This is a genomic window from Pseudomonas sp. NFACC39-1 (assembly GCF_900110355.1).
Lineage (GTDB): Bacteria > Pseudomonadota > Gammaproteobacteria > Pseudomonadales > Pseudomonadaceae > Aquipseudomonas > Aquipseudomonas tehranensis.
The window spans coordinates 1-22,722 of the sequence record NZ_FODL01000003.1; the positions used below are offsets into that span (position 1 = coordinate 1).

Consider the following 22,722-nt stretch of genomic DNA (forward strand, 5'->3'; position numbering starts at 1 on the left):
GGAATCGCCTCCAGTACATCAAGTTCGGCGTGATAGATCACCAACTCGTTCTTGGCGACATCCACGCCCACAATCGGCTTTGTGACAGAAACCGGCATTGCCATTGAAAATTCTCCGGGCTAAGGTTTGAACACTTGAAGGGTTCACCCAGAGGCGCAGGCTTGTTCCTATCGTCGGTTTAGGCCAGATGCATTCTTTATCGGCGCTTGGGTGAAAGGAGGAGGGGCGAAATCTCCCACGGTCTGTACTGCGCCTAACAGTCAGAATCGAGCCTTGTCCCTCCTCCTCCCTTCAAGTCCTACCATACAAGCGAGCCTGCTCGCGATGACGGCGGTACATTCAGCATCAATGCAGGCTGACCCACCGCTATCGCGAGCAGGCTCGCTCCCACAAGGGATTCGATCAGATGTTCACAACGCAAACGGAATACTGATCTTGGCCCAGAACATTTCGCCTTCCGGACGATTCTCAACGTTGAATTCCTTGGCCCAGCGGATCTCGGCGCTGGCATATTTGAGAAAGGTCAGGTGCAGCGCCGGACCGATGGCGAACACCTGGCCGCGCACGCCGTCATCCACATCCTGACCGGCGAACTGCACGGTGCGGCCGTATTGTTTGTCGTCGGTGGTCTGCTTGAGGTAGTAACCGTTGAGCCCCAGCATCACGTTATCCGTCAGCCGATAACTGGCGGAATAATCGAAGTGAAAGATCTGCCCTGAGCGGTAGTCGGTGTCCTTGTTCTCGCGATTGAAGCTGTAAGTGGTTTTCACCGACACCTCGGTGTTTTCCGTGGGCAACCAGGTGAAGGAAAACAGCGGCTTGTAGGTGTAGAAATTGGTGCTGGTGTTGGCCAGGCGGTCGGTGCTGTATTCGCCGGTCGGCACGGTGATTTCCAGCGCAGCGGCCAGGGTCAGGTTTTTGCCCATGTCCCACAGCACGATCGGCGAGATGGTGGTGTCGCCCATGCCTTCGCGAGTGTCCTGCAGGCCGAACACCGAGATTTCCTGTTTGATCCAGGGCTGGCCAACGTAGATGCCCAGGCGTCCACCGGCCACCCGCAATGGGCTCAGGTAATCGATCCGGGGGACCACCGCTGTGGATTCGATCTCGACATCCGGGACTTCGCCGCCCAACGAACTGATGTTGAATTTCCTGGCCTTGTAATGGTTGTAGTAAAGGTTGAACGCGAACATGTGGTCTGGAAGGTTGTCGACGTCCAGCGGCAACACGAAGAAACCGTCGGTGCCGGTGCCGATGTTGTCGACTCCGGTTTCGGTGGCCAGGGCCGGCAGGGCACAGGCCAGGCCGAGGGTCAGTTGCAAGGCGAATGTCGTGCGGGTCGGGTTCATGTGGGGGCTCATTATTATTGTTGGAGATGCACCAAAGGTCCGAGCCATACAAATAAGCCGTTCGCCGCCGGCGGGGCAGGGTATTGGCGGCCACACAGGGGACATGGGCGGCCAGATTTTTGTGCCCCTCTATGCGCTGGGTCATGCTAACGTTTATGAAACAACCGGTTACAAAAACGCCACCTAACGTACCCCGGAACCCGCCCATGCAGATGAAAGTCATCGACCCGACCTATGAACTGGCGCTGGTGTCGCCGTTTCTTTTGCAAACCTTGGCCGACGTGGTGGCAGACCAGGGTTTCGATGCCGCCAGCCTGTGTCGCGGCCTTGGTTTCGGGCTCGACGATCTGCAGGATCCTGCCCAGCGGATTTCCTATCGCCAGGCCGTGGTCATGATCCAGCGGGCGCTCAAGCTGTTGCCTGATCGGGGCCTGGGCTTGTGGGTTGGCGATCGCAATGTATTGGGTACCTTGGGCCTGCTGGGCCACGTATTGTCGCTGTGCGAAACCCTGCGCGATGCCTTTGCCCTGGGGATTCGCTATCAACACACCACCGGCGGTATCGCGGTCTCGAGTGTTGAAGAGGCCAGTGACCGGATCATGGTCGAGGCGACTTGCCGCCTGCCTTTTGCCGAGGTCCAGGTGTTTGCGGTCGAAGAATTCTTCGCCAGCCTGATGGTGTACGGCAGAGCGTTGGCAGGTCCTGACTTCAGGCCCCAGGCCGTGGAGTTCATGCACGTTGCACCGTCTTATGCCCAGCAATACCAACGGGTCCTGGGGCCGGATGTGCGTTTCGGTTGTCGTCACAATCGCATGCTGATCGATGCCTCCTGGCTCGGCGTACGCCTGCCCAATCATCACCCGCTGGCCCTGCGTCAGGCCCTGGCCTTGCTGGAACAGGAGGCCACTGAGGTCCATCGCAAGATCGATCTGATCCAGGCGGTGGAGCGGGCGATTGCCCGGGACCTGACCCGTGGCAGCCACATCGAGAAAATCGCCAGCGACCTCAACATGAGCAGCCGCACCCTGCGTCGGCGCTTGACCGAGCACAGCCTGACCTTCGAGGCCTTGCTTGAACAGGTGCGTCGTGGCCGGACCCTGAACCTGCTGGCCAATCCCGACTGGTCCATCGAACGGATCACCGAAGAGGTCGGCTACAGCGATGTGCGCAGTTTCCGCCGGGCGTTCCGGCGCTGGACCGGGATGAGCCCCAGCGCGTTTCGTACCGAGGGGTCGACACCGGCTTAGCCGGGACGGTCACTGGTCGGCTTCCTATGGTTGACTGACTGGCGGTGCTTGTCAGAAAAAACCGACAAGAGTACAAATGTACTCCATGACCACTCTCACTCCCCGCCGTACCGCCATCCTGACCTTCATTCGCGAACGCATCGCCGAGCAGGGCCAGCCCCCCAGCCTCGCTGAAATCAGCGAGGCGTTCGGTTTCGCCTCCCGCAGCGTGGCGCGCAAGCATGTGTTGGCGTTGACCGAAGCCGGTTTCATCGAAGTCAATCCGCACCAGGCCCGGGGTATCCGCTTGCTGAACCAGCCGCCGCGTCCCGAGCTACTGGACGTACCGGTGCTGGGGCGAGTGGCCGCCGGTCTGCCGATCGGTGCTGATGCAGAGGTCCACAGCCGTCTGATGCTTGACCCGGCGATGTTCACCAAGGCGCCGGATTACCTGCTACGGGTCCAGGGTGACTCGATGATCGAGGATGGCATTCTCGACGGCGACCTGGTGGGCGTGCAGCGTACGCCCCAAGCCTTCAATGGCCAGATCGTCGTGGCGCGCCTGGACGGTGAAGTCACCATCAAGCGCTTCGAGCGAATCGGCGAGCGGGTACGTTTGCTGCCGCGCAACCCGGCCTACCAGCCGATCATTGTCGAAGCCGACCAGGACCTGGCCATCGAAGGCGTGTTCTGTGGCTTGCTGAGGCAAGGCTGATGGGCGCTGTCGTTGCGCTGGACACGCTGTTCAACGGTGGCCAGGTCTGGAAAGGCCGACCCGCGCCACCGGCCGCCAGCCCGCAACCCACCGGTCATGCGGCATTGGACGCAGCGTTGCCCAGCGGTGGCTGGCCGGAAGCGGCGCTGACCGAACTGCTCGTTGCCGCGCCGGGCGTGGGTGAGTTGCAACTGGTCTGGCCGACCCTGGCGCGGCTGACGACGGCGGGGGAGCGGATTGTGCTGGTGGCGCCGCCGTTCGTGCCCTATCCCCAGGCCTGGCAGAACGCCGGGGTGGACCTGCGCCAGCTGTCAGTAATCCGGGCCGATGAGCGCGATGCCTTGTGGGCCGCCGAACAGTGCCTGCGTTCGGGCAGTTGCGGCGCGGTGTTGTGCTGGCCCCGCCAGGCTGACGACCGGGCTTTGCGCCGCTTGCAAGTGGCGGCGGAAACCGGCCAGACCCTGGCGTTCGCCTGGCGCTCGATCCAAGAAGCCATCAACCCGTCACCGGCGGCCCTGCGCATCGCCATCGATGGCCGGCCAGGACAATTGCGGGTGCTCAAGTGTCGAGGCGGGCTGGCCCGTTCAACGCCCATTGCCTTCGCCACGCTCACGCCACAGACAGAGCATTGAGGTTGCGATGCGCTGGGTCTGCATTCTCTTCCCGCAATTGGCGCTGGACGCTGCGCTGCGTCAGCGTCCCGATCCTGGCGAGCCGTTGGCGCTGCTGACCGGCCCGGCCCAGCGCCGGGTGCTGCAGGCGGTCAATGAGCCGGCACGGGCCCTGGGCTTGCGTCCCGGCCAGACCATGACGGCCGCCCAAGCCCTGAGCAAAGGGTTTGCCACGGCCGAATACGACGCGGCGCAGATCCAATACTGGCAGCAGTTTCTGGCGGCCTGGGCCTACCGTTTCAGCTCCCAGGTCAGCGTGCATTACCCACGCACGGTGGTATTCGAGATCGAGTCGAGCCTGGGCCTGTTCGGCCCCTGGCCGGCGTTCGAAAAACGCCTGCGGGCCGAGCTGACGCAACTGGGATTCCGGCATCGCATTGTCGCCGCCCCGAACCCGGTGGCAGCGCGGGTGCTGGCCAATGCCTACGACGCCCTGGTGGTGCCCGATATTGAAACCCTGCAAGCCTGCCTGGGGCAGATGCCGGTGGACCGCATCGGTCTGGAGCCCGACGTCGCCACGGCACTGTCACGCATGGGGCTGCGTCAGTTGAGTCAGGTCCAGGCCTTGCCCCGACACACCCTGGCGCGGCGTTTTGAAGCCCAGGTGCTCAAGCATCTTGACGCGCTGACGGGCAGCCGCACCCTGGCGCTGTCGTTTTACCTGCCGCCGGATCGTTTTGATGTGCGCATCGAACTCAACTACGACGTGCAATCCCACCAGGCGTTGTTGTTTCCGTTGCGCCGATTGACCGGTGATCTCTCGGCTTTCCTGTGCGGTCGCGACAGCGGCGTGCAACGCTTTGACCTGCACCTGGAACACGCCGGGTTGCCTGACACGCTGATCAAGGTCGGCCTGCTCAGCGCCGAGCGGGATCCTGCGATGCTTTTCGAGCTGGCCCGTGGTCGGCTGGAGCAGGTGCAGGTCGAGGCGCCGGTACGTGGCTTTCGTTTGTGTGCCGAAGACCTGCCCAGTTTCGTGCCCCAACGCCTGGAGCTGTTCGACGAGCGTCCTCAGCAGTCCTTGCCTTGGGAGCAATTGCGCGAGCGGCTGCGGGCCCGGCTGGGGGACGACGCAGTGCAGGGCCTGGGGTTTCGCGATGACCATCGGCCTGAATGTGCCTGGCAGATGACCTCTGAACGCCAGCCCCAGGCATGTCCGGTGCGCGAGGGCGTCCGGCGTCCCGGCTGGCTGCTGGACGAACCCCAGGCCTTGCAGGAGGGCCAGACGCGAATCCTCATGGGCCCGGAGCGCATCGAGTCCGGCTGGTGGGACGGCGCCGACGTACGCCGTGATTACTATCTGATTGAAACCCGCGCGGGCCAACGGGGCTGGGCCTATCGACCGGTGGGCGAGGGCGGGCCGTTGTGGCTGCAAGGCTGGTTCGCATGAACATCGACTATGCCGAGCTGCATTGCCTGTCGAACTTCAGTTTTCAGCGCGGTGCCTCCAGCGCCCTGGAGCTGTGCCGTCGTGCGCAACAACAGGGTTACAAGGCCCTGGCAATCACCGATGAGTGCACCCTGGCCGGGATTGTCCGAGCCTGGCAGGCTGCCAGGGAACTGGGCCTGCACTTGATCATTGGCAGTGAGATCCAGATCGAGAACGGTCCGAAACTGGTGCTGCTGGTGGAGAATCTGCAAGGCTATCAAGCCCTGTGCCGGCTGATCACCCGCGCCCGTCGACGCAGCGAGAAAGGTCGCTATCGCATCGTGCGCGAAGACTTCGACGAGCCCTTGCCGGGGTTACTTGCGTTGTGGGTGCCCGGTGACAGCGATCCCGAAGGTCAGGGGCGCTGGCTGCGGCAGATATTTGCCGAGCGCTTGTGGCTGTCGATCCAGTTGCATTGCGGGCAGGACGACCGGCGTCGGCTGGCGGACTTGCTGGCGCTGGCGCAACGGTTGAACGTTGCGGCCGTCGCCACGGGGGACGTGCACATGCACGCACGTGGCCGGCGTGCCCTGCAGGACACCATGACCGCCATCCGGTACCACGTCACGGTGGCCGAGGCCGGCCAGCGCCTGCACCCCAACGGCGAGCGCCATCTGCGCAGTCTCCAGGCCCTGGCCGACATCTACCCGCGCGCCTTGCTCGACGAAACGTTGAACATCGCCCGGCGCTGTACCTTCGACCTTGGCCAACTGCGTTATCAATACCCACGTGAACTGGTGCCTGAGGGGCATGATCCGGCGTCCTGGCTGCGGGAGTTGACCGAGCGCGGCATGCGTCAGCGATGGGAAAAAGGTCTGCAGGACAAGGTCCGCCAGCAGATCGACAAGGAGCTGGCCCTGATCGCCGATCTGGGCTACGACAGCTATTTCCTGACCGTGCAGGACATCGTCAGCTTCGCCCGCGAGCGGCATATTCTCTGCCAGGGCCGTGGTTCGGCGGCCAACTCAGCGGTGTGCTACGCCTTGGGTATCACCGAAATCGACCCGAGCCAGACCAGCATGCTGTTCGAGCGATTCCTGTCCAGGGAGCGCAACGAGCCGCCGGACATTGACGTCGATTTTGAACACGAGCGTCGTGAAGAAGTGCTGCAGTACGTGTTCCAGCGCTACGGTCGCCATCGTGCGGCATTGACGGCGGTGGTCAGCAGCTACCATGGTGCCGGCGCGGTGCGCGACGTCGCCAAGGCCTTGGGCCTGCCCCCGGATCAGGTCAACGCGCTGGCCGACTGTTGTGGGCGCTGGAGTGACGAGGCACCGCCCGTGGAGCGCCTGCGCGAAGGTGGTTTCGACCCGGACAGCCCGGTGTTGCGCCGGATCCTGAGCCTGACCCGACAACTGATCGGTTTTCCCCGGCATCTATCCCAGCACCCTGGCGGCTTCGTGATTTCCGAACAGCCCCTGGACACCCTGGTGCCGGTGGAAAACGCCGCCATGGCCGAGCGCACCATCATCCAGTGGGACAAGGACGACCTGGACGCGGTCGGGTTGCTCAAGGTGGATATCCTGGCCCTGGGTATGCTCAGTGCAATTCGTCGCTGTTTTGATCTGATCGCGCAGTACCGCGGCCAGCACTACACCTTGGCGACGTTGCCCAAGGACGACGCGGCCACCTACGAAATGATCACCCGCGCCGACACCATCGGCGTGTTCCAGATCGAGTCGCGCGCGCAGATGGCGATGTTGCCTAGGCTCAAACCCGAGTCTTTTTATGACCTGGTTATTGAAGTGGCCATCGTGCGACCGGGGCCGATCCAGGGAGGGATGGTGCATCCGTATCTGCGGCGTAAGAACAAGGAAGAAGCGGTGACTTATCCCTCCACAGCATTGGAAGAAGTGCTCAAACGAACCTTGGGCGTGCCTCTGTTTCAGGAGCAGGTCATGCAGATCGCCATCGTTGCGGCGGATTACAGTCCCGGCGAAGCTGACCAGTTGCGTCGCTCCATGGCCGCCTGGAAACGCCACGGTGGCCTGGAACCGCATCGGGAACGCCTGGCGGCGGGGATGGCGAGAAACGGCTATACCGCCGAATTCGCCGCGCAGATCTTTGAGCAGATCAAAGGCTTCGGCAATTACGGTTTTCCTGAATCCCACGCCGCCAGCTTCGCTTTGCTGACCTACGCCAGCAGTTGGCTCAAATGCCATGAACCGGCGGCCTTCGCCTGTGCCCTGATCAACAGCTGGCCCATGGGGTTCTACAGCCCGGACCAGATCCTTCAGGATGCCCGCCGGCATCAGTTGCAGATCCGCCCGGTGGACGTGCGTGCCAGTGACTGGGATTGCAGCCTTGAACCCATGGAGGGCCGACAACCGGCGCTTCGCCTGGGCCTGCGCATGATCAAGGGCTTTCGCCAGGACGATGCCCAGCGTATCGAAGCGGCCCGTCGGCATCGGCCTTTCAGTGACGTGGCCGACCTCGGCGAGCGCGCGCAACTCGATGCCCGGGCCCAGGCGCAACTGGCCGACGCCGGTGCCTTGCGGGGCTTGGCCGGTGATCGTCATCGCGCCCGCTGGGAAGTGGCCGGGGTGCAGAAACAGCTGGGCTTGTTCGCCGGTTTACCCAGTCAGGAAGAACCGCCCGTGGATCTGCCAAAACCTACGGTGGGGGAGAACCTGTTCGCCGATTACGCCAGCGTCGGTACCACATTGGGCCCCCATCCGCTGGCCTTGTTGCGCCCCGAACTGCGCGCCCGGCGCTGTCGCAGCTCACGGGAGCTGCAGGACGTGGCACATGGCCGCAACGTCAGCGTGGCCGGGCTGGTCACCGGCCGCCAACGGCCAGGCACGGCCAGCGGCGTGACGTTCGTCACCCTGGAAGATGAGTTTGGTAACCTCAATGTGGTGGTCTGGCGCGACCTGGCCGAGCGCCAACGCAAAGCGTTGGTGGGTTCGCAATTGCTCAGGGTCGACGGACGTTGGGAAAGTGTCGGTGAAGTTCGTCATCTGATCGCCGGCCGCTTGAGCGACCTGACCGAGTTGCTGGCGGGTATCCAGGTGCATAGCCGCGATTTCCGCTGAACCCAGCCGCCACACAGCAAGCATGCCCCTAGTCCGAGCAGGTTTGCAGCATGACCCCACCATGAAACCAAACGCCAACCCAGCGCTCGAAGCTCTGAGCACAAGGGACTTGTGGTAGGCCGATTCCCTGCTGGCATTTTCGAGGTTCAGAATCGACTCATGCAGTTCTTATCCCAGAATCATGGATGCCCCGGTTGGGGTGGTGAAATGGCCGGGCGTATCCGCGCGTTTGATTGGAGCCAGACCGAACTGGGCGCCATCGAGCACTGGTCCGCCAGCCTGCGCAGCGCCGTCCAGATGCTGCTGGCTTCGCCTTTGCCGATGGTCATGTTGTGGGGGCGTCAGGGTTTCATGGTCTACAACGATGCCTACGCCGAGTTCGCCGGCGGGCGCCATCCATACCTGCTGGGCTGCGCGGTAGAGTTGGGTTGGCCAGAAGTGGCCGAATTCAATCGTCACGTCCTGGATGTCTGCCTGGCCGGCGGCACCTTGTCCTATCGCAGCAAAGAGCTGGTATTGCTACGCAATGGCAAACCTGAAGATGTATGGATGGATCTTTACTACAGCCCGGTGCCCGACGATGATCAGTCACCGGGCGGCGTGTTGGCGATCGTCGTGGAAACCACCGAGCTTGTGCTGACCGAGCGTGCCCGCCAGGAGGCGGAACGCAGCTACCGCGCCGTCAACGAGCGCATTCAGTTGGCCCTCTCGGCCGGGCCCTTGCTGGGATCGTTTGTCTGGGACATCCAGAACGACACACTTTCCGGCGATGAGCGCTTTTCCCGCACGTTCAATTACCCGCCGGACACACCCCTGGATGCATTGCCTGTCGAGATTGCCCGCCAGAACATCCACCCCGATGACCTTGAGGAAGTGAACCGGCGGGTCGAACTGACCTTGCGCACCGGGACTCCTTACAACGCTGAGTATCGGGTGCGCCGCCTGGGCGGTGATTACCTGTGGGTGCTGGCGAGCGGGCGATGTGAGTTCGATACGTTGGGCACGCCCTTGCGTTTTCCCGGTGTGCTGATTGATATCCACGAACGCAAGGCGGCTGAAGCATCACTGCTTAAGTTCACCCGTGATCTGGAGCAACGTGTCGCCGAGGAAGTGCATGCGCGGTTGACAGCCGAAGAACAGTTGCGCCAGTCGCAGAAACTCGAAGCCATTGGCGGACTCACCGGCGGTGTGGCTCATGACTTCAACAACTTGCTGCAGGTGATCGCCGGCAACCTGCACCTGTTGGCTCGCCACGAACCGGACAACGTCAATGTGCAGCGGCGGGTCAGTGCCTCCATCGAAGCGGTGGAACGGGGCGCCAAACTGTCCTCGCAATTGCTGGCGTTTGCCCGCCGCCAGCCTTTGTCACCGGCGGTCTACAACCCACGGCGGATCTTCGACGGCCTGGGCGAATTGCTGCAGCGGGCCTTGGGCGAAACCATCCAGATCGAAGTGGCCTTGCCCGCCGAGCCCTGGTGCATCCACGTCGATCGCAACCAGCTTGAAAACGCTTTGCTGAACCTGGCGATCAATGCCCGCGATGCCATGGGCGGTGAGGGCACCATCGGCCTGATCGGCGAAAACATCGTGCTCGACGAATCGTCCTGCGCCGGTAAAGACATTCCGGCCGGTGACTATGTGCGTCTGTCGGTGATCGACCGCGGCGCGGGCATGCCTCCCGATGTGCTGAATCATGTGTTCGAGCCGTTTTTCACCACCAAGACCGACGGCCAGGGCACCGGGCTTGGGTTGAGTATGGTGTTCGGGTTCGTCAAACAAAGTGGCGGGCATATCGAGATTACCAGTGACGTGGGAGAGGGCACGCGGGCGCAAATGTATTTCCCCCGCAGTCGGCAACCTGAAACGGGTGAAGAGGTGCCCCACGGCCCGCTTCTGGCCGGTGGGCAAGAGACGATTCTGGTGGTGGAAGATAACGAAGAGGTGCGCAGCGCCTCGGTGGAGCTGCTGGAGCAGTCCGGTTATCGAACCCTCACGGCCGCCAATGCTGATGCGGCCATGGCGCTTTTGCTCGAAGGTGCCTCGGTGGATCTGATTTTTACCGATGTGGTCATGCCTGGCCTGATCAAGAGCTCCGACCTGGCGGCCTGGGCCAGGGTACAGACTCCGCCTATGCCCGTACTGTTTACCTCGGGCCACACTCGGGACATCATTTCCCGCAACCACCAATTGAGCCCCGATACCCATCTGCTGAGCAAACCTTACGGCCCGGATGCCTTGATCACCATGGTGAGGACTGTGTTGGGCAGTTGATCGCGGTGCGTTAAACAAATGGAACCGAAGCCGCCATGCCACCTTCAAATGACCATGACCGGTCATCAATCCGGCCTGTCATGAATGAGGTGCCTATGAACCAAGATCCTGCAAACACCCAGCAACAAGGCCAGACGCAGGCCCCGTCACCGCGCAATGATCCGGCGATCGATCCTCAGGTTGCCCCTGAGCCCGCTGGCACCCAGCCAGTCAGCCCGGCTGGAGCAGGCAAAGCCCAAAGCGCCGACAGCGAAGTCGATCAAAAGAATCACCACCAGGATAACGACAACACCTTCAGTCCTGGTTTCAAACCGGATCCAGACCGCCCGGAATCCGGGGAGAGCACTGACGCTGATATCGATACGGATGGCGGTTAGCAGCCCATGAAAAGCCCGACTCGATGGTCGGGCTTTCCGTTTTCAAGCTTTATTTACTTGGATGAGCGGCCTGGAGTTTCTTGGCCATTTCCAGATGTTTTTCCAAGTCTGGAAGCATTTTTTGCGCGAACGCCTTCAGCTCGGTGTTGCCGGGCTTCTTGTCGTCCGTGACGGTCTCGGCTTCTTTCTTGAACAGGGCGATGGTTTCTTCGTGGGCCATCACCTGGTTGTTGGCGTAGGCCGCATCAAACGACTCATCGCGCATGTCAAGAATCTTGGCCTTGGCCTTTTTCACCAGCGTGGGTTCGTCCGGCACTTCGATGTCGTGTTTTTTCGCCAGCGAGATTAACTCCTCGTTGGCTTTGGTGTGGTCGGAAATCATCATGTTGGCGAAGTCCTTGACGTCCGCCGAGCTGCTTTTTTCCAGGGCCAGTTTGCTGGTTTCGATTTCTGCGATACCGCCGGCCGCCGCGTTGTCGACGAAGTCGTTGGAAGTTGCGGCCCAAGCCATGCCCATGCTGGTGCTCAAGGCAACTGCCAGGCCGAGTTGACGCAGGGTAAATCCGTCCATAGGTAAGTCTCCACACAGGTTGTACAAGGGACTTGTGTCGTCCTGTTCAATGGAGAGCGGCGGGCGGACAAAGGTTTGATTGCACAGCGGGCCGGTACGACGAACGGTCACCGCTGGTCGGATTGGCGGTCGACAGAACCCCGTCGGCGAGGCCATTCTGATGGTCGACGAACGCCGTAGAAGGCGTCTGCCATCGTTCTGCCAAAGGAGGTGTTCCATGCCGGTGATCCACGATTTGTGCCAGGATCTCAACTGCACAAAAGACCACATCCAGCAAAAACGCAGCGAGAATCCAAGGCTCGACTCGTTACTTCAAAAATACTCCCAACTTGATGCCGAGGTGGTCGACGCCGAGAAGCCGTCGTCCGCCGCACTGTCCGATGTTGCCCTGAAGGCGCTCAAGGAGAAACGATTGCAGGTCAAAGATAAGATCGCAGGGTACTTGCAGGAAGAGCCATAAGGCTGGGTTGTTTGTGAGGAGCCCTTTGTTTCGTGAAGGGCCCTCTCGCCACACATCCACCGCGATCCGTCAGGTCAGCGGGTTCCAGCGCTGGGACCAGTCGCTGCCGGCGGTGACGATCTGACGCAGCACTTCGAAGGCTTGCTGCAACGCCGCCGAATCCCGATCCCGGGAGTAGACGAGGTAAGTCGGGTAGTTGAATTCCGGCGCCTTGGGCACTCGCTCCAGAATGCCGCTGTCCAGGTAACTCTGCACGACCCGGGTGCGGAAGTAGCCGCTGCCGCCGTTCTCCAGAATGTACTGCAGGGCCAGGGGGCCGAGGTTGAACGTCACGGCCGCCTTGGCCTTGTCCGGCAGCGCGGTGTCGTGCTGACGACGGAAGTCTGCACTCCAGTCGATGTACACGTAGGGCTCGGGACAGGTGGCCAGGCGCACCAGGATCAGTTTCTCTTCCAGTAACTGTTCCACTTGCAGCCTCGGCCAGTATTCGGGCTGATATACCACGGCGGCATCCAGCAGGCCTAGCTCCAGTTGTTGCAGCAGTTTTTCGCCATCGCGGATGTCCATGCGCAGGGCATGGCCGGGGATTTTCTGGCGCAGTTCCTCAGCCCAGGCGAGCATTAAGGGATTGCACAGGCTGACTTCACCACCGAGGTGCAAAACGTTGCGAAAGCCTTCGGGTAAGGGAAGGTCCCGGCGGGCCGCTTCCCAGGTCTGCACCAGTTGGTTGGCATACACCACGAAGGTTTCACCGTCGGCGGTCAGGCGCGCGCCGGCACGGTTGCGCACAAACAGCACACAGCCAAGCTGGCTTTCAAGCTTCTGCACCCGCGCTGTGATAGCCGTCTGGGTGACGTGCAGCTTGTCGGCTGCGGCGGCGAGGCTGCCGTGGCGGACGATTTCCAGAAAGGTGCGGGCAAGGTCAATGTCCATGGTCAGGCCGATGCGAGAAAAGCGGGGATTGTACGATACCTGCGAATAATCGCAGGGGCCCTTTGCTGGAGGTGCCGGCGCTATCGCGAGCAGGCTCGCTCCCACAAGGGATCTGGGGCGACGCTCAATCTTGAAACCGGAGCAATTGTGGGAGCCAGCCAGCCAACCAGCCTGCTCGCGATAGCGATGGGCCGGTCAGTGGAAATGCTCAAGTAAAAACACAAATCCCGCCACAGAGGCGGGATTCGTTTGCAGCCAGGGCGCCCGGAGAAGGCGAGTAGTCTCAACCTGGGAACAGCTCGGACAATTTCATCGCGAGCATCATGTCGCCTTCGGCCTGCAGTTTGCCGCCCATGAATGCTTGCATGCCATCGGTATCGCCGCTGACGATGCCCTTGAGGGTTTCGCTGTCCATGATCAGCGTGCAGTTGGCGTTTTCATTTTCGCCTTCTTGCAGCTCACAGGTGCCATCCTTGACGATCAGGGCGTAGTGCTTGTCTTCGTCGGTGATGTTGAAACCAAATACCAGATCCAGGCCGGCAGCGGCGGCAGGGTTGAACTTGGCTTTCATGGATTGTACGGCGTCGGCTACGGAGGTCATGGTTTCGATCCTTATTTGGGTTATACAGCAAGGGTCTACAGTAATCCGGACTCAGCGAAAGGTGATGAGATCCGGGGCCTTCAGCAGTTGCAGGTGGGCATGACTGTTGAAGGAAGCCAGGGCCACCTCGCGGCCCCTGAATTTCAAGTGGTTGAGCGAGGTGTTGACGATTTGCCAGTTCAATTCAAAGGCCTGCCGCGCAGGCATCTGGGTGATCAGGTGGAGCAGGGCGGTGATGGTCCCGCCGGAGGTGAATACGGCGATTTTCTGAGAATTGTCGGCTTGCTCCAGAATGCGCTGCAGGCCGGCCTGGACGCGGTCGACGAAACCCAGCCAGCTTTCCAGCCCGGGCGGGTCGTATTGGCCGCCGAGCCAGCGTTCGATGATCAACGCGAAGATGCGCTGGAACTCGGCGCGGTTCTGTGCGGCGTTGCGCAGGATGTACAGGGCTTCGGGTTCCTGGGCGAGCATGTCCGGCAACAGGGCGCGGATCACCGCGTCGGCGTCGAATTCATTGAACGCCGAATCGATCTCCAGCCCGGGAACCGGCAGCCCGGCGGCGGACATCTGGCCCAGCGCACCGGTGGCGGTATCCTGCTGACGACGCAGGTCGCCCGAGAGGCAGCGATCGAACACGACACCCAGTTCGGCCAGGTGGCTGCCCAGCACTTGCGCCTGGCGTACACCGTTTGGCGAAAGGACATCGTAGTCGTCCGCACCAAAGGAGGCCTGGCCATGTCGAATCAGATAGATACTGCCCACGTCCGCGTCATCCCGGTACGTTGAAGGTTTGGCGAGGTTATGAGGATGGCGGTGAGCTGTCAATGAAAAAACATACGCTTGTTTGAAATGCCCGTTACAGCTTTGTTCAACTGCGCTCCCGTTAAGGTAACCACAGGTTTCACGGCTGGTCGCGGCGCAGGCGCATGGGTATGCTGAACGTGTTGAGTGCCCGCCCTTGAGCGGCGTTTTGAATTTATTAGGAGCCATCGTGGAGTTTTTCATCGAATACGCCAGTTTTCTGGCCAAGACCGTGACGCTGGTGATCGCCATCCTGGTGGTGCTGGCCAGTTTTGCTGCCCTGCGCAGCAAAGGCCGGCGCAAGTCAGCCGGCCAGTTGCAGGTGAGCAAACTCAACGACTTCTACAAGGGGCTGCGTGAGCGCCTGGAGCAGACGCTGCTGGATAAAGACCAGCTCAAGGCCCTGCGCAAGACCGAAGGCAAGGCTGAAAAGGCCGCAAAGAAAACCAAGGACAAACCGGCGGCCAAGTCTCGGGTATTCGTGCTGGATTTTGACGGTGACATCAAAGCCTCGGCCACCGAGAGCCTTCGTCATGAAATCACCGCATTGCTGACCCTGGCGACCCCTAAGGATGAAGTGGTGTTGCGCCTGGAAAGCGGTGGCGGCATGGTCCACAGCTACGGCCTGGCCTCCTCGCAACTGGCCCGGATCCGACAGGCCGGCGTGCCGTTGACGGTGTGCATCGACAAGGTCGCGGCCAGCGGCGGCTACATGATGGCGTGCATCGGAGAGAAGATCATCAGCGCGCCTTTTGCCATTCTTGGCTCCATCGGCGTCGTGGCCCAGTTGCCCAACGTCAACCGTCTGCTGAAGAAGCACGATATCGATTTTGAAGTGCTGACGGCCGGTGAATACAAGCGCACGTTGACGGTGTTTGGCGAAAACACCGAGAAGGGGCGGGAGAAGTTCCAGGAAGACCTGGACATCACCCATGAGCTGTTCAAGAACTTCGTGTCCAACTACCGTCCGCAACTGGCCATTGATGAAGTGGCGACCGGTGAAGTCTGGCTGGGCGTCGCGGCACTGGACAAACGCCTGGTGGACGAGCTGAAGACCAGCGATGAATACCTGGCCGAACGAGCCAAGAGTGCCGAGCTGTACCACCTGCACTACGCCGAACGCAAAAGTTTACAGGAGCGCATTGGCATGGCGGCCAGCGGTTCGGTGGACCGGGTGCTGCTGAACTGGTGGAGCCGGCTGACCCAGCAGCGGTTCTGGTAGCGGCTACTCCCTGTGGGAGCGAGCCTGCTCGCGATGTCGGTGGCACATCCAACATCACCTACTCAGGCGAATCGCTATCGCGAGCAGGCTCGCTCCCACATTTGGTTCCGGGTGGACTGAAGGTTAGGTTCCGCACCAATCATCCATCAATAAAAAAGCCCTGAACCGGAGTACCCGGATCAGGGCTTTTTCATGCATCAGGTTTCAGCGACGACGAAACAACGGCAACGGTTCGTCAGTAGCGGCCTGGTAGGTCACCGAGAAGTCTTTGAGGCTTTCCAAGGCTTCAAAGGGGTCCTTGTCGGCGCGCAAGGCAAAGGCGTCGAAACCGCAACGGCGCATGTAGAACAATTGGTCGCGCAGCACATCGCCAATCGCCCGTAATTCGCCCTTGAAGCCATAGCGGTCACGCAGCAGGCGAGCGTTGGAGTAGCTGCGCCCGTCGGTGAAGGCCGGGAAGTTCAGGGCGATGACCTGGAACTGATTGGCGTCATCACCGATTTCCTCCGCTTCTTCGTCGGCGTCCAGCCACACACCCAGGCCGCCATCGCGGGCCTTGAGGGCGTGAGCATGATCGCGCCACAGGGCCAGGGGCACGATCAGGTCGTCGCAGTTGGAAATACCATCGAGGGTCGCGTCCTTGGGCAGCAGGTGCCAGGTTTCGTCGATAACCTCGTCGTTCTTAATTATTCGCTGCATAGACGCGTTCCTTGAAGAGGTCGATGCCGATACGTTGATAAGTGTCGATGAAACGCTCGTCTTCAGTACGTTGTTCGATGTACACGTCGATCAGCTTCTCGATCACGTCAGGCATGTCGTCCTGGGCAAACGACGGGCCGAGGATCTTGCCCAGGCTGGCGTCGCGGCTGCCGCTGCCGCCCAGGGAGACCTGGTAGAACTCCTCACCTTTCTTGTCCACGCCCAGAATGCCGATGTGGCCGACGTGGTGGTGACCACAGGCGTTCATGCAACCTGAAATGTTCAGGTCCAGCTCGCCGATGTCGAACAGATAATCCAGGTCGTCGAAACGACGCTGGATCGACTCGGCGATAGGGATCGACTTGGCGTTGGCCAGGGAGCAGAAATCACCGCCCGGGCAGCAGATGATGTCGGTCAGCAGGCCGATGTTCGGGGTGGCGAAGCCTTGCTCGCGCAACTCGCCCCACAAGGTGAACAATTGGCTCTGTTCAACGTCCGCCAGGATGATGTTCTGTTCGTGGGAGGTGCGCAGTTGACCGAAGCTGTAGCGCTCAGCCAGGTCGGCCACGGCGTCCAGTTGCTTGTCGGTGATGTCGCCCGGCGCGACGCCGGTCGGCTTCAGGGACAGGGTCACCGCGACGTAGCCCGGCTTCTTGTGGGCCAGGGTGTTGCGGGTGCGCCAGCGGGCGAAGCCTGGATGTTCTTTGTCGAGCGCGGCCAGCTCGGCGTCCTGGTTGCTCAGGGCCTTGTAGTCCGGGTCGACGAAATGCTTGGCCACGCGATGGACTTCGGCTTCGGTCAGGGTAGTCTGGCCGCCGCGCAGGTGAGCCATTTCGGCCTCGACCTTTTCGGCGAACACTTCTGGCGTAAGGGCCTTGACCAGGATCTTGATCCGCGCCTTGTACTTGTTGTCACGACGGCCGTAGCGGTTGTACACCCGCAGGATGGCGTCGAGGTAGCTCAGCAGGTCCTGCCATGGCAAGAATTCGTTGATGAACGCGCCGACCACCGGCGTACGGCCCAGACCGCCGCCCACCAGCACACGGAAGCCCAGCTCGCCCGCGGCGTTGTAGACCGTCTCCAGGCCGATGTCGTGGACTTCAATGGCCGCACGGTCCGAGGTCGAGCCATTGATGGCGATCTTGAACTTGCGCGGCAGGTAGGCGAATTCCGGGTGGAAGGTGGTCCACTGGCGAACGATCTCGCACCAGGGGCGCGGATCGATCAACTCATCGGCCGCGACACCGGCGAACTGGTCGGTGGTGACGTTGCGCAGGCAGTTGCCGCTGGTCTGGATCGCGTGCATCTGGACAGTGGCCAATTCAGCCAGGATCTGAGGCACATCTTCCAGGGCCGGCCAGTTGTACTGGACGTTCTGGCGGGTACTGATGTGGGCATAGCCTTTGTCGTAGTCGCGGGCAATCTTGGCCAGCATGCGCACCTGACGCGAGGTCAGTTGGCCATAGGGCACCGCTACGCGCAGCATCGGGGCGAAGCGCTGGATATACAGGCCATTCTGCAAACGCAGAGGGCGGAATTCTTCTTCGCTCAGCTCGCCTGCCAGATAGCGTCGGGTCTGATCACGGAACTGCTTGACGCGGTCCTCGATGATCCGCTGATCGTACTCGTCATATACGTACATATAAGTCTCGTTCTCAGGCTTGGGCCGATCAGAAACAGCTGCGTGTTGGCTCGCTGAAATCGGATTCTGCCTCGGCAATTCTACGCGCACGGCCGCGCACTCCTACAGGAGCCGGTGCAAGATACCTGTTTTGAGTTATGCGCAAAAGTGATGTTTGAGTATATGTAAAGAACCAAATCGACTAATGGGATTGATTATTGCCTAACCCACATTTGTCGTGCGGGCAATCATCGTCTTAACTGTGGTCGAGTCCCTATGCAATCACCTACAAAACCGACAAGAGGCGATGCAATGAGCAATCCGACCAAAGCAAGGAAAAGCGACAGTACTGTTGATGCCTGGGCCATTTTGTTCCTGATTATCCTGGTGGTGGGCACCGCGGTGTTCTGGGTCAGTCACCAATAATCATTCGTCGAACCCAATACCCATGTGGGAGCGAGCCTGCTCGCGATAGCGGTGGTTCAGCCGATGATCATGTCGACTGACACGCCGCTATCGCGAGCAGGCTCGCTCCCACAGGGTTATTTATTGCTGGCCGATGTTTTTACAACCCCGCCAGATGCACCACCAGCTTGACGATGCCAAACAGCGTCAGGGCAAAGATCACCGTGAAGACGATGCCCAATACCACGAAGTGACTCGGCTTGCCGTGGGTGAAGTCACGGGCGCGATTTTTGCCGCTCTGCACGCCGAAAGCGGCAGCCAGTACGCTGTGCATCATCTGCCACAGGGTCGGCGGCTTGTTGTCGATCGGATCGTCCATAAATCCCTCGTCTGCCATGGGTTTGGAACAAGCATAGACAACCCGCGAAAAAAGATCGCAGGCTTCGCCAGCACCTACAGGGGTACACCAATACCCGTAGGAGCTGCCGCAGGCTGCGATCTTTTTGTCCGACGCAATCCTACTAGTTGTCGTAACCCAAATTCGGCGCCAACCAGCGCTCAGTCACGCTCAAGTCCTGGCCTTTGCGCGCGGTATAGCTCTGGACCTGATCCTTGTCGATCTTGCCCACGGCAAAGTATTGCGCCTGGGGATGGGCGAAATACCAGCCGCTGACGGCTGCCGCCGGGAACATGGCGTAATGCTCGGTGAGGAATACGCCGCTGCGCCCGGCCTTCAGTTCGCTGGCCGCGGGGTCGAGCAGGCGGAACAAGGTGGCCTTCTCGGTGTGATCCGGGCAGGCCGGGTAACCAGGGGCAGGGCGGATGCCGGTGTACTGCTCTTTGATCAGGGCGTCGTTGTCCAGGCTTTCGTCCTTGGCGTAGCCCCAATGTTCCTTGCGCACCTGCTGGTGCAGCCATTCGGCACAGGCCTCGGCCAAGCGGTCGGCCAGAGCCTTGACCATGATCGAGTTGTAGTCGTCGCCGGCTTCCTGGTAGGCCTTGGCGACTTCTTCGGCGCCGATGCCGGCGGTGGTGATGAAGCCGCCCACGTAGTCGGTCACGCCGCTGTCCTTGGGCGCGACGAAGTCGGCCAGGGAGAAGTTCGGCTTGCCGTCGGTCTTGATGATCTGCTGGCGCAGGTGATGCAAGCGGGCCAGTGGCTTGCCATCCTCGCCATAGACTTCCAGATCGTCGTCATGCACCTGGTTGGCCGGCCAGAAGCCGAACACGGCGCGGGCGCTGATGAGTTTCTCGTCGATGAGCTTGCGCAGCATCGCCCGGGCATCGGCGTACAGTGCAGTGGCCGCTTCGCCGACCACTTCGTCGGTGAGGATGCGCGGGTACTTGCCGGCCAGGTCCCAGGAAATGAAGAACGGTGTCCAGTCGATGTATTCGGCCAGGACGTTGAGGTCGATATCCTCCAGCACTCGGGCGCCGGTAAAGGTCGGCTTGACCGGCTGGTAGCTGCTCCAGTCGAACTGCGGCTTCTTCGCCACGGCGGCGGGGTAGCTCAGGCGTTCGGTACGGGCGCTGCGGTTGGCGGTGCGCTCGCGAACGTCGATGTACTCCAGGCGGGTTTTCTCGACGAAGGCCGGCTTGAGTTCCTTGGACAGCAACTGGGTGGCCACGCCCACAGCGCGCGAGGCGTCGGTGACGTAGATCACCGCGTCGTTGCTGTACTTGGGTTCGATCTTCACCGCCGTATGAGCTTTGGAGGTCGTGGCGCCACCGATCATCAGGGGCAGGTGGAAATCCTGGCGCTGCATCTCGCGGGCCACATGCACCATCTCGTCCAGGGACGGAGTGATCAGGCCGGACAGCCCGATGATGTCGCACTTTTGCTCCTTGGCTACCTGCAGGATCTTCTCTGCCGGCACCATCACGCCCAGGTCGACCACGTCATAGCCGTTGCAACCCAAAACCACACCCACGATGTTCTTGCCAATGTCATGGACGTCGCCCTTGACCGTGGCCATCAGGATCTTGCCCTTGGCTTCGGGTTTGTCGCCTTTTTCCGCCTCGATGAATGGAATCAGGTGGGCCACGGCCTGCTTCATCACCCGGGCGGATTTCACCACTTGGGGCAGGAACATTTTGCCGGCGCCGAACAGGTCGCCGACGATGTTCATGCCGGCCATCAACGGGCCTTCGATGACTTCGATCGGACGGGCGAACGACAACCGCGATTCTTCGGTGTCTTCGACGATGTGCGTAGTGATGCCCTTGACCAGCGCGTGTTCCAGGCGCTTGTTCACTTCCCAGCCACGCCACTCTTCGGTTTCCGCTTCCTTGACGCTGCCGTCGCCCTTGTACTTGTCGGCAATGGCGAGCAGGGCGTCGGTGCCTTCAGGCGTGCGGTTGAGGATCACGTCTTCCACAGCGTCGCGCAGTTCCACCGGGATCTGGTCGTAGATCTCCAGTTGGCCGGCGTTGACGATGCCCATGGTCAGGCCCGAGCGGATCGCGTACAGCAGGAACACCGAATGAATCGCCTCGCGCACCGGGTTGTTGCCCCGGAACGAGAAGGACACGTTGGACACACCACCGGAGGTCAGCGCATAAGGCAGTTCGTCGCGGATGTAGGCGCAGGCGTTGATGAAATCCACGGCATAGTTGTTGTGCTCTTCGATACCGGTGGCGACGGCGAAGATGTTCGGATCGAAGATGATGTCTTCCGGCGGGAAGCCGACTTCATTGACCAGGATGTCGTAGGACCGCTTGCAGATTTCCTTCTTGCGCGCTTCGGTGTCGGCCTGGCCGGCTTCGTCGAAGGCCATCACCACCACGGCGGCGCCGTAGCGTTTGCACAGCTTGGCGTGATGAATGAACTGCTCGACGCCTTCCTTCATGCTGATGGAGTTGACGATGCCCTTGCCCTGGATGCACTTGAGGCCCGCTTCGATCACTTCCCATTTCGAGGAGTCGATCATGATCGGAACGCGAGAGATGTCCGGTTCACCGGCAATCAGATTGAGGAAGGTCACCATGGCCTTCTTCGAATCGAGCATGCCCTCGTCCATGTTGATGTCGATCACCTGGGCGCCGGCCTCGACCTGCTGCAGGGCCACTTCCAGGGCTTCAGTGTAATTGTCTTCGCGGATAAGCCGGGCGAACTTGGCCGAGCCGGTGATGTTGGTCCGCTCGCCGACGTTGACGAACAAGGAGCTTCGATCGATGGTGAACGGTTCCAGGCCCGACAGGCGGCAAGCCCGCGGGATCTCCGGAATCTGCCGCGGTGCGTAGCCGGCCACGGCCTTGGCGATGGCTTCGATGTGCGCCGGGGTGGTGCCGCAGCAGCCGCCGACGATGTTCAGGAAGCCGCTTTGGGCAAACTCTTCGATGACTTTGGCGGTGTCCACCGGCAGTTCGTCGTACTCACCGAATTCATTGGGCAGACCGGCGTTCGGGTGCGCCGATACGTGAGTGCTGGCCTTGTTCGACAACTCTTCCAGATACGGGCGCAGCTCGCTGGCACCGAGGGCACAGTTCAACCCAACGGAAATCGGCTTGGCGTGAGCGACGGAGTTCCAGAAGGCTTCGGTGGTCTGGCCGGACAGGGTGCGGCCTGACGCGTCGGTGATAGTGCCGGAGATCATGATCGGCAGTTCGACGCCTAATTCCTCGTATACCCCTTGCACGGCGAAAATCGCTGCCTTGGCATTGAGCGTGTCGAAAATGGTTTCGATGAGGATCAGGTCGGCGCCGCCTTCGATCAGGCCCTTGGTGGCCTCGGTGTAATTTTCCACCAACTCGTCGAAGGTCACGTTGCGATAGCCGGGGTTGTTCACGTCTGGCGACAGCGAGCAGGTACGGCTGGTCGGGCCCAGCACGCCGGCGACGAAGCGCGGCTTGTCCGGGGTTTCCAGGGTCTTGGCGTCGGCCACCTTTCGGGCCAGGCGCGCGCCTTCCAGGTTCAGCTCGTAGGCCAGGGCCTGCATGCCGTAGTCGGCCTGGGACACCTGGGTGGCGTTGAAGGTGTTGGTTTCCAGAATGTCGGCACCGGCATCCAGGTAGGCTTTTTCGATGGCGCCGATCACATCCGGGCGGCTCAGTACCAGCAAATCGTTGTTGCCCTTGACGTCGCTCGGCCAGTCGGCGAAACGCTTGCCGCGATAGTCCTGTTCCTCAAGCTTGTAGCTCTGGATCATCGTACCCATGCCGCCGTCGAGGATCAGAATGCGTTCCTTGAGGGCTTGCTGGAGAAGATAAAGGCGAGCGCTGCGATCGGACATAGGACTACCTGGAAAAGACCATTACGAAGGCGGGGATGATAGCAAACCTGTGCAGGATTTGATCATGGGTGGCTTTTGCATGAATATCGCTCATGTTTGCAAGG

18 protein-coding genes and 1 pseudogene are annotated in these 22,722 nt (G+C 61.1%); 9 read left to right on the top strand and 10 right to left on the bottom strand.

The features are described 5' to 3' along the window. Positions 1 to 104: pseudogene (locus BMY45_RS28340) on the bottom strand (IS110 family transposase); the annotation flags it as partial. A gap of 306 nt (positions 105 to 410) precedes the next feature. Beyond that, positions 411 to 1,349, bottom strand: coding sequence for a SphA family protein (locus BMY45_RS06990; protein ID WP_092396018.1), 939 nt, complete (start codon positions 1,347 to 1,349; stop codon positions 411 to 413). A gap of 206 nt (positions 1,350 to 1,555) precedes the next feature. Here BMY45_RS06990 and BMY45_RS07000 point away from each other — a divergent pair, with 206 nt between their 5' ends. The 7 genes from BMY45_RS07000 (at position 1,556) to BMY45_RS07030 (ending at position 11,073) form a co-directional block, all read left to right on the top strand. Further along, positions 1,556 to 2,596, top strand: coding sequence for an AraC family transcriptional regulator (locus BMY45_RS07000; RefSeq protein WP_092396022.1), 1,041 nt, complete (start codon positions 1,556 to 1,558; stop codon positions 2,594 to 2,596). 76 nt (positions 2,597 to 2,672) lie between these two features. Continuing rightward, positions 2,673 to 3,290 carry a transcriptional repressor LexA gene (gene lexA / locus BMY45_RS07005; RefSeq protein WP_092396024.1) on the top strand — a complete coding sequence of 206 codons (618 nt, stop codon included), beginning with the start codon at positions 2,673 to 2,675 and terminating at the stop codon, positions 3,288 to 3,290. After that, on the top strand, positions 3,290 to 3,922 hold the full coding sequence (gene imuA, locus BMY45_RS07010; RefSeq protein ID WP_092396026.1) for a translesion DNA synthesis-associated protein ImuA: 633 nt from the start codon (positions 3,290 to 3,292) through the stop codon (positions 3,920 to 3,922). The genes lexA and imuA overlap by 1 nt, the downstream gene beginning before the upstream one ends. Before the next feature lie 7 nt (positions 3,923 to 3,929). Next, a complete protein-coding gene (locus tag BMY45_RS07015; RefSeq protein WP_092396028.1) occupies positions 3,930 to 5,351 on the top strand; it encodes a Y-family DNA polymerase in 1,422 nt (473 codons plus the stop codon). Then, positions 5,348 to 8,425, top strand: coding sequence for an error-prone DNA polymerase (locus BMY45_RS07020; RefSeq protein WP_092396030.1), 3,078 nt, complete (start codon positions 5,348 to 5,350; stop codon positions 8,423 to 8,425). The genes BMY45_RS07015 and BMY45_RS07020 overlap by 4 nt, the downstream gene beginning before the upstream one ends. A gap of 159 nt (positions 8,426 to 8,584) precedes the next feature. Then, on the top strand, positions 8,585 to 10,696 hold the full coding sequence (locus tag BMY45_RS07025) for a hybrid sensor histidine kinase/response regulator (RefSeq protein WP_092396032.1): 2,112 nt from the start codon (positions 8,585 to 8,587) through the stop codon (positions 10,694 to 10,696). A gap of 95 nt (positions 10,697 to 10,791) precedes the next feature. After that, a complete protein-coding gene (locus BMY45_RS07030; protein WP_092396034.1) occupies positions 10,792 to 11,073 on the top strand; it encodes a hypothetical protein in 282 nt (93 codons plus the stop codon). 49 nt (positions 11,074 to 11,122) lie between these two features. On the opposite strand, the gene BMY45_RS07035 is transcribed toward BMY45_RS07030, so the two are convergent. Further along, on the bottom strand, positions 11,123 to 11,644 hold the full coding sequence (locus tag BMY45_RS07035) for a DUF4142 domain-containing protein (protein WP_092396037.1): 522 nt from the start codon (positions 11,642 to 11,644) through the stop codon (positions 11,123 to 11,125). 217 nt (positions 11,645 to 11,861) lie between these two features. On the opposite strand from BMY45_RS07035, the gene BMY45_RS07040 reads away from it, so the two are divergent. Beyond that, positions 11,862 to 12,104 carry an HP1242/YdcH family protein gene (locus tag BMY45_RS07040; protein ID WP_092396039.1) on the top strand — a complete coding sequence of 81 codons (243 nt, stop codon included), beginning with the start codon at positions 11,862 to 11,864 and terminating at the stop codon, positions 12,102 to 12,104. A 69-nt stretch (positions 12,105 to 12,173) separates the two neighbouring features. Here BMY45_RS07040 and BMY45_RS07045 read toward each other — a convergent pair whose 3' ends face one another. The 3 genes from BMY45_RS07045 to BMY45_RS07055 all read right to left on the bottom strand — a co-directional run bounded on the left by BMY45_RS07045 (position 12,174) and on the right by BMY45_RS07055 (position 14,400). Beyond that, positions 12,174 to 13,037, bottom strand: a complete 864-nt coding sequence (locus tag BMY45_RS07045; protein WP_092396041.1) for a LysR family transcriptional regulator — start codon at positions 13,035 to 13,037, stop codon at positions 12,174 to 12,176. Positions 13,038 to 13,320: 283 nt separating this feature from the next. Further along, complete coding sequence (locus BMY45_RS07050; RefSeq protein ID WP_092396043.1) at positions 13,321 to 13,638, bottom strand: SCP2 sterol-binding domain-containing protein; 318 nt, start codon at positions 13,636 to 13,638, stop codon at positions 13,321 to 13,323. Positions 13,639 to 13,689: 51 nt separating this feature from the next. After that, complete coding sequence (locus tag BMY45_RS07055) at positions 13,690 to 14,400, bottom strand: histidine phosphatase family protein (protein ID WP_092396045.1); 711 nt, start codon at positions 14,398 to 14,400, stop codon at positions 13,690 to 13,692. Between the two features lie 229 nt (positions 14,401 to 14,629). Between BMY45_RS07055 and sohB the strand changes: the two genes are divergently transcribed. Further along, entirely contained in the window at positions 14,630 to 15,661 is a 1,032-nt protein-coding gene (sohB, locus tag BMY45_RS07060; RefSeq protein ID WP_092396047.1) for a protease SohB, read from the top strand. A gap of 204 nt (positions 15,662 to 15,865) precedes the next feature. On the opposite strand, the gene BMY45_RS07065 is transcribed toward sohB, so the two are convergent. The 4 genes from BMY45_RS07065 to metH all read right to left on the bottom strand — a co-directional run bounded on the left by BMY45_RS07065 (position 15,866) and on the right by metH (position 22,618). Next, entirely contained in the window at positions 15,866 to 16,360 is a 495-nt protein-coding gene (locus tag BMY45_RS07065) for a DUF934 domain-containing protein (RefSeq protein ID WP_092396049.1), read from the bottom strand. Beyond that, a complete protein-coding gene (locus tag BMY45_RS07070; RefSeq protein ID WP_047227821.1) occupies positions 16,344 to 18,002 on the bottom strand; it encodes a nitrite/sulfite reductase in 1,659 nt (552 codons plus the stop codon). The genes BMY45_RS07065 and BMY45_RS07070 overlap by 17 nt, the downstream gene beginning before the upstream one ends. 544 nt (positions 18,003 to 18,546) lie before the next feature. Continuing rightward, entirely contained in the window at positions 18,547 to 18,765 is a 219-nt protein-coding gene (locus BMY45_RS07075; RefSeq protein ID WP_092396051.1) for a DUF2970 domain-containing protein, read from the bottom strand. A 142-nt stretch (positions 18,766 to 18,907) separates the two neighbouring features. After that, on the bottom strand, positions 18,908 to 22,618 hold the full coding sequence (metH, locus tag BMY45_RS07080) for a methionine synthase (RefSeq protein WP_092396053.1): 3,711 nt from the start codon (positions 22,616 to 22,618) through the stop codon (positions 18,908 to 18,910). Positions 22,619 to 22,722: the final 104 nt, after the last annotated feature.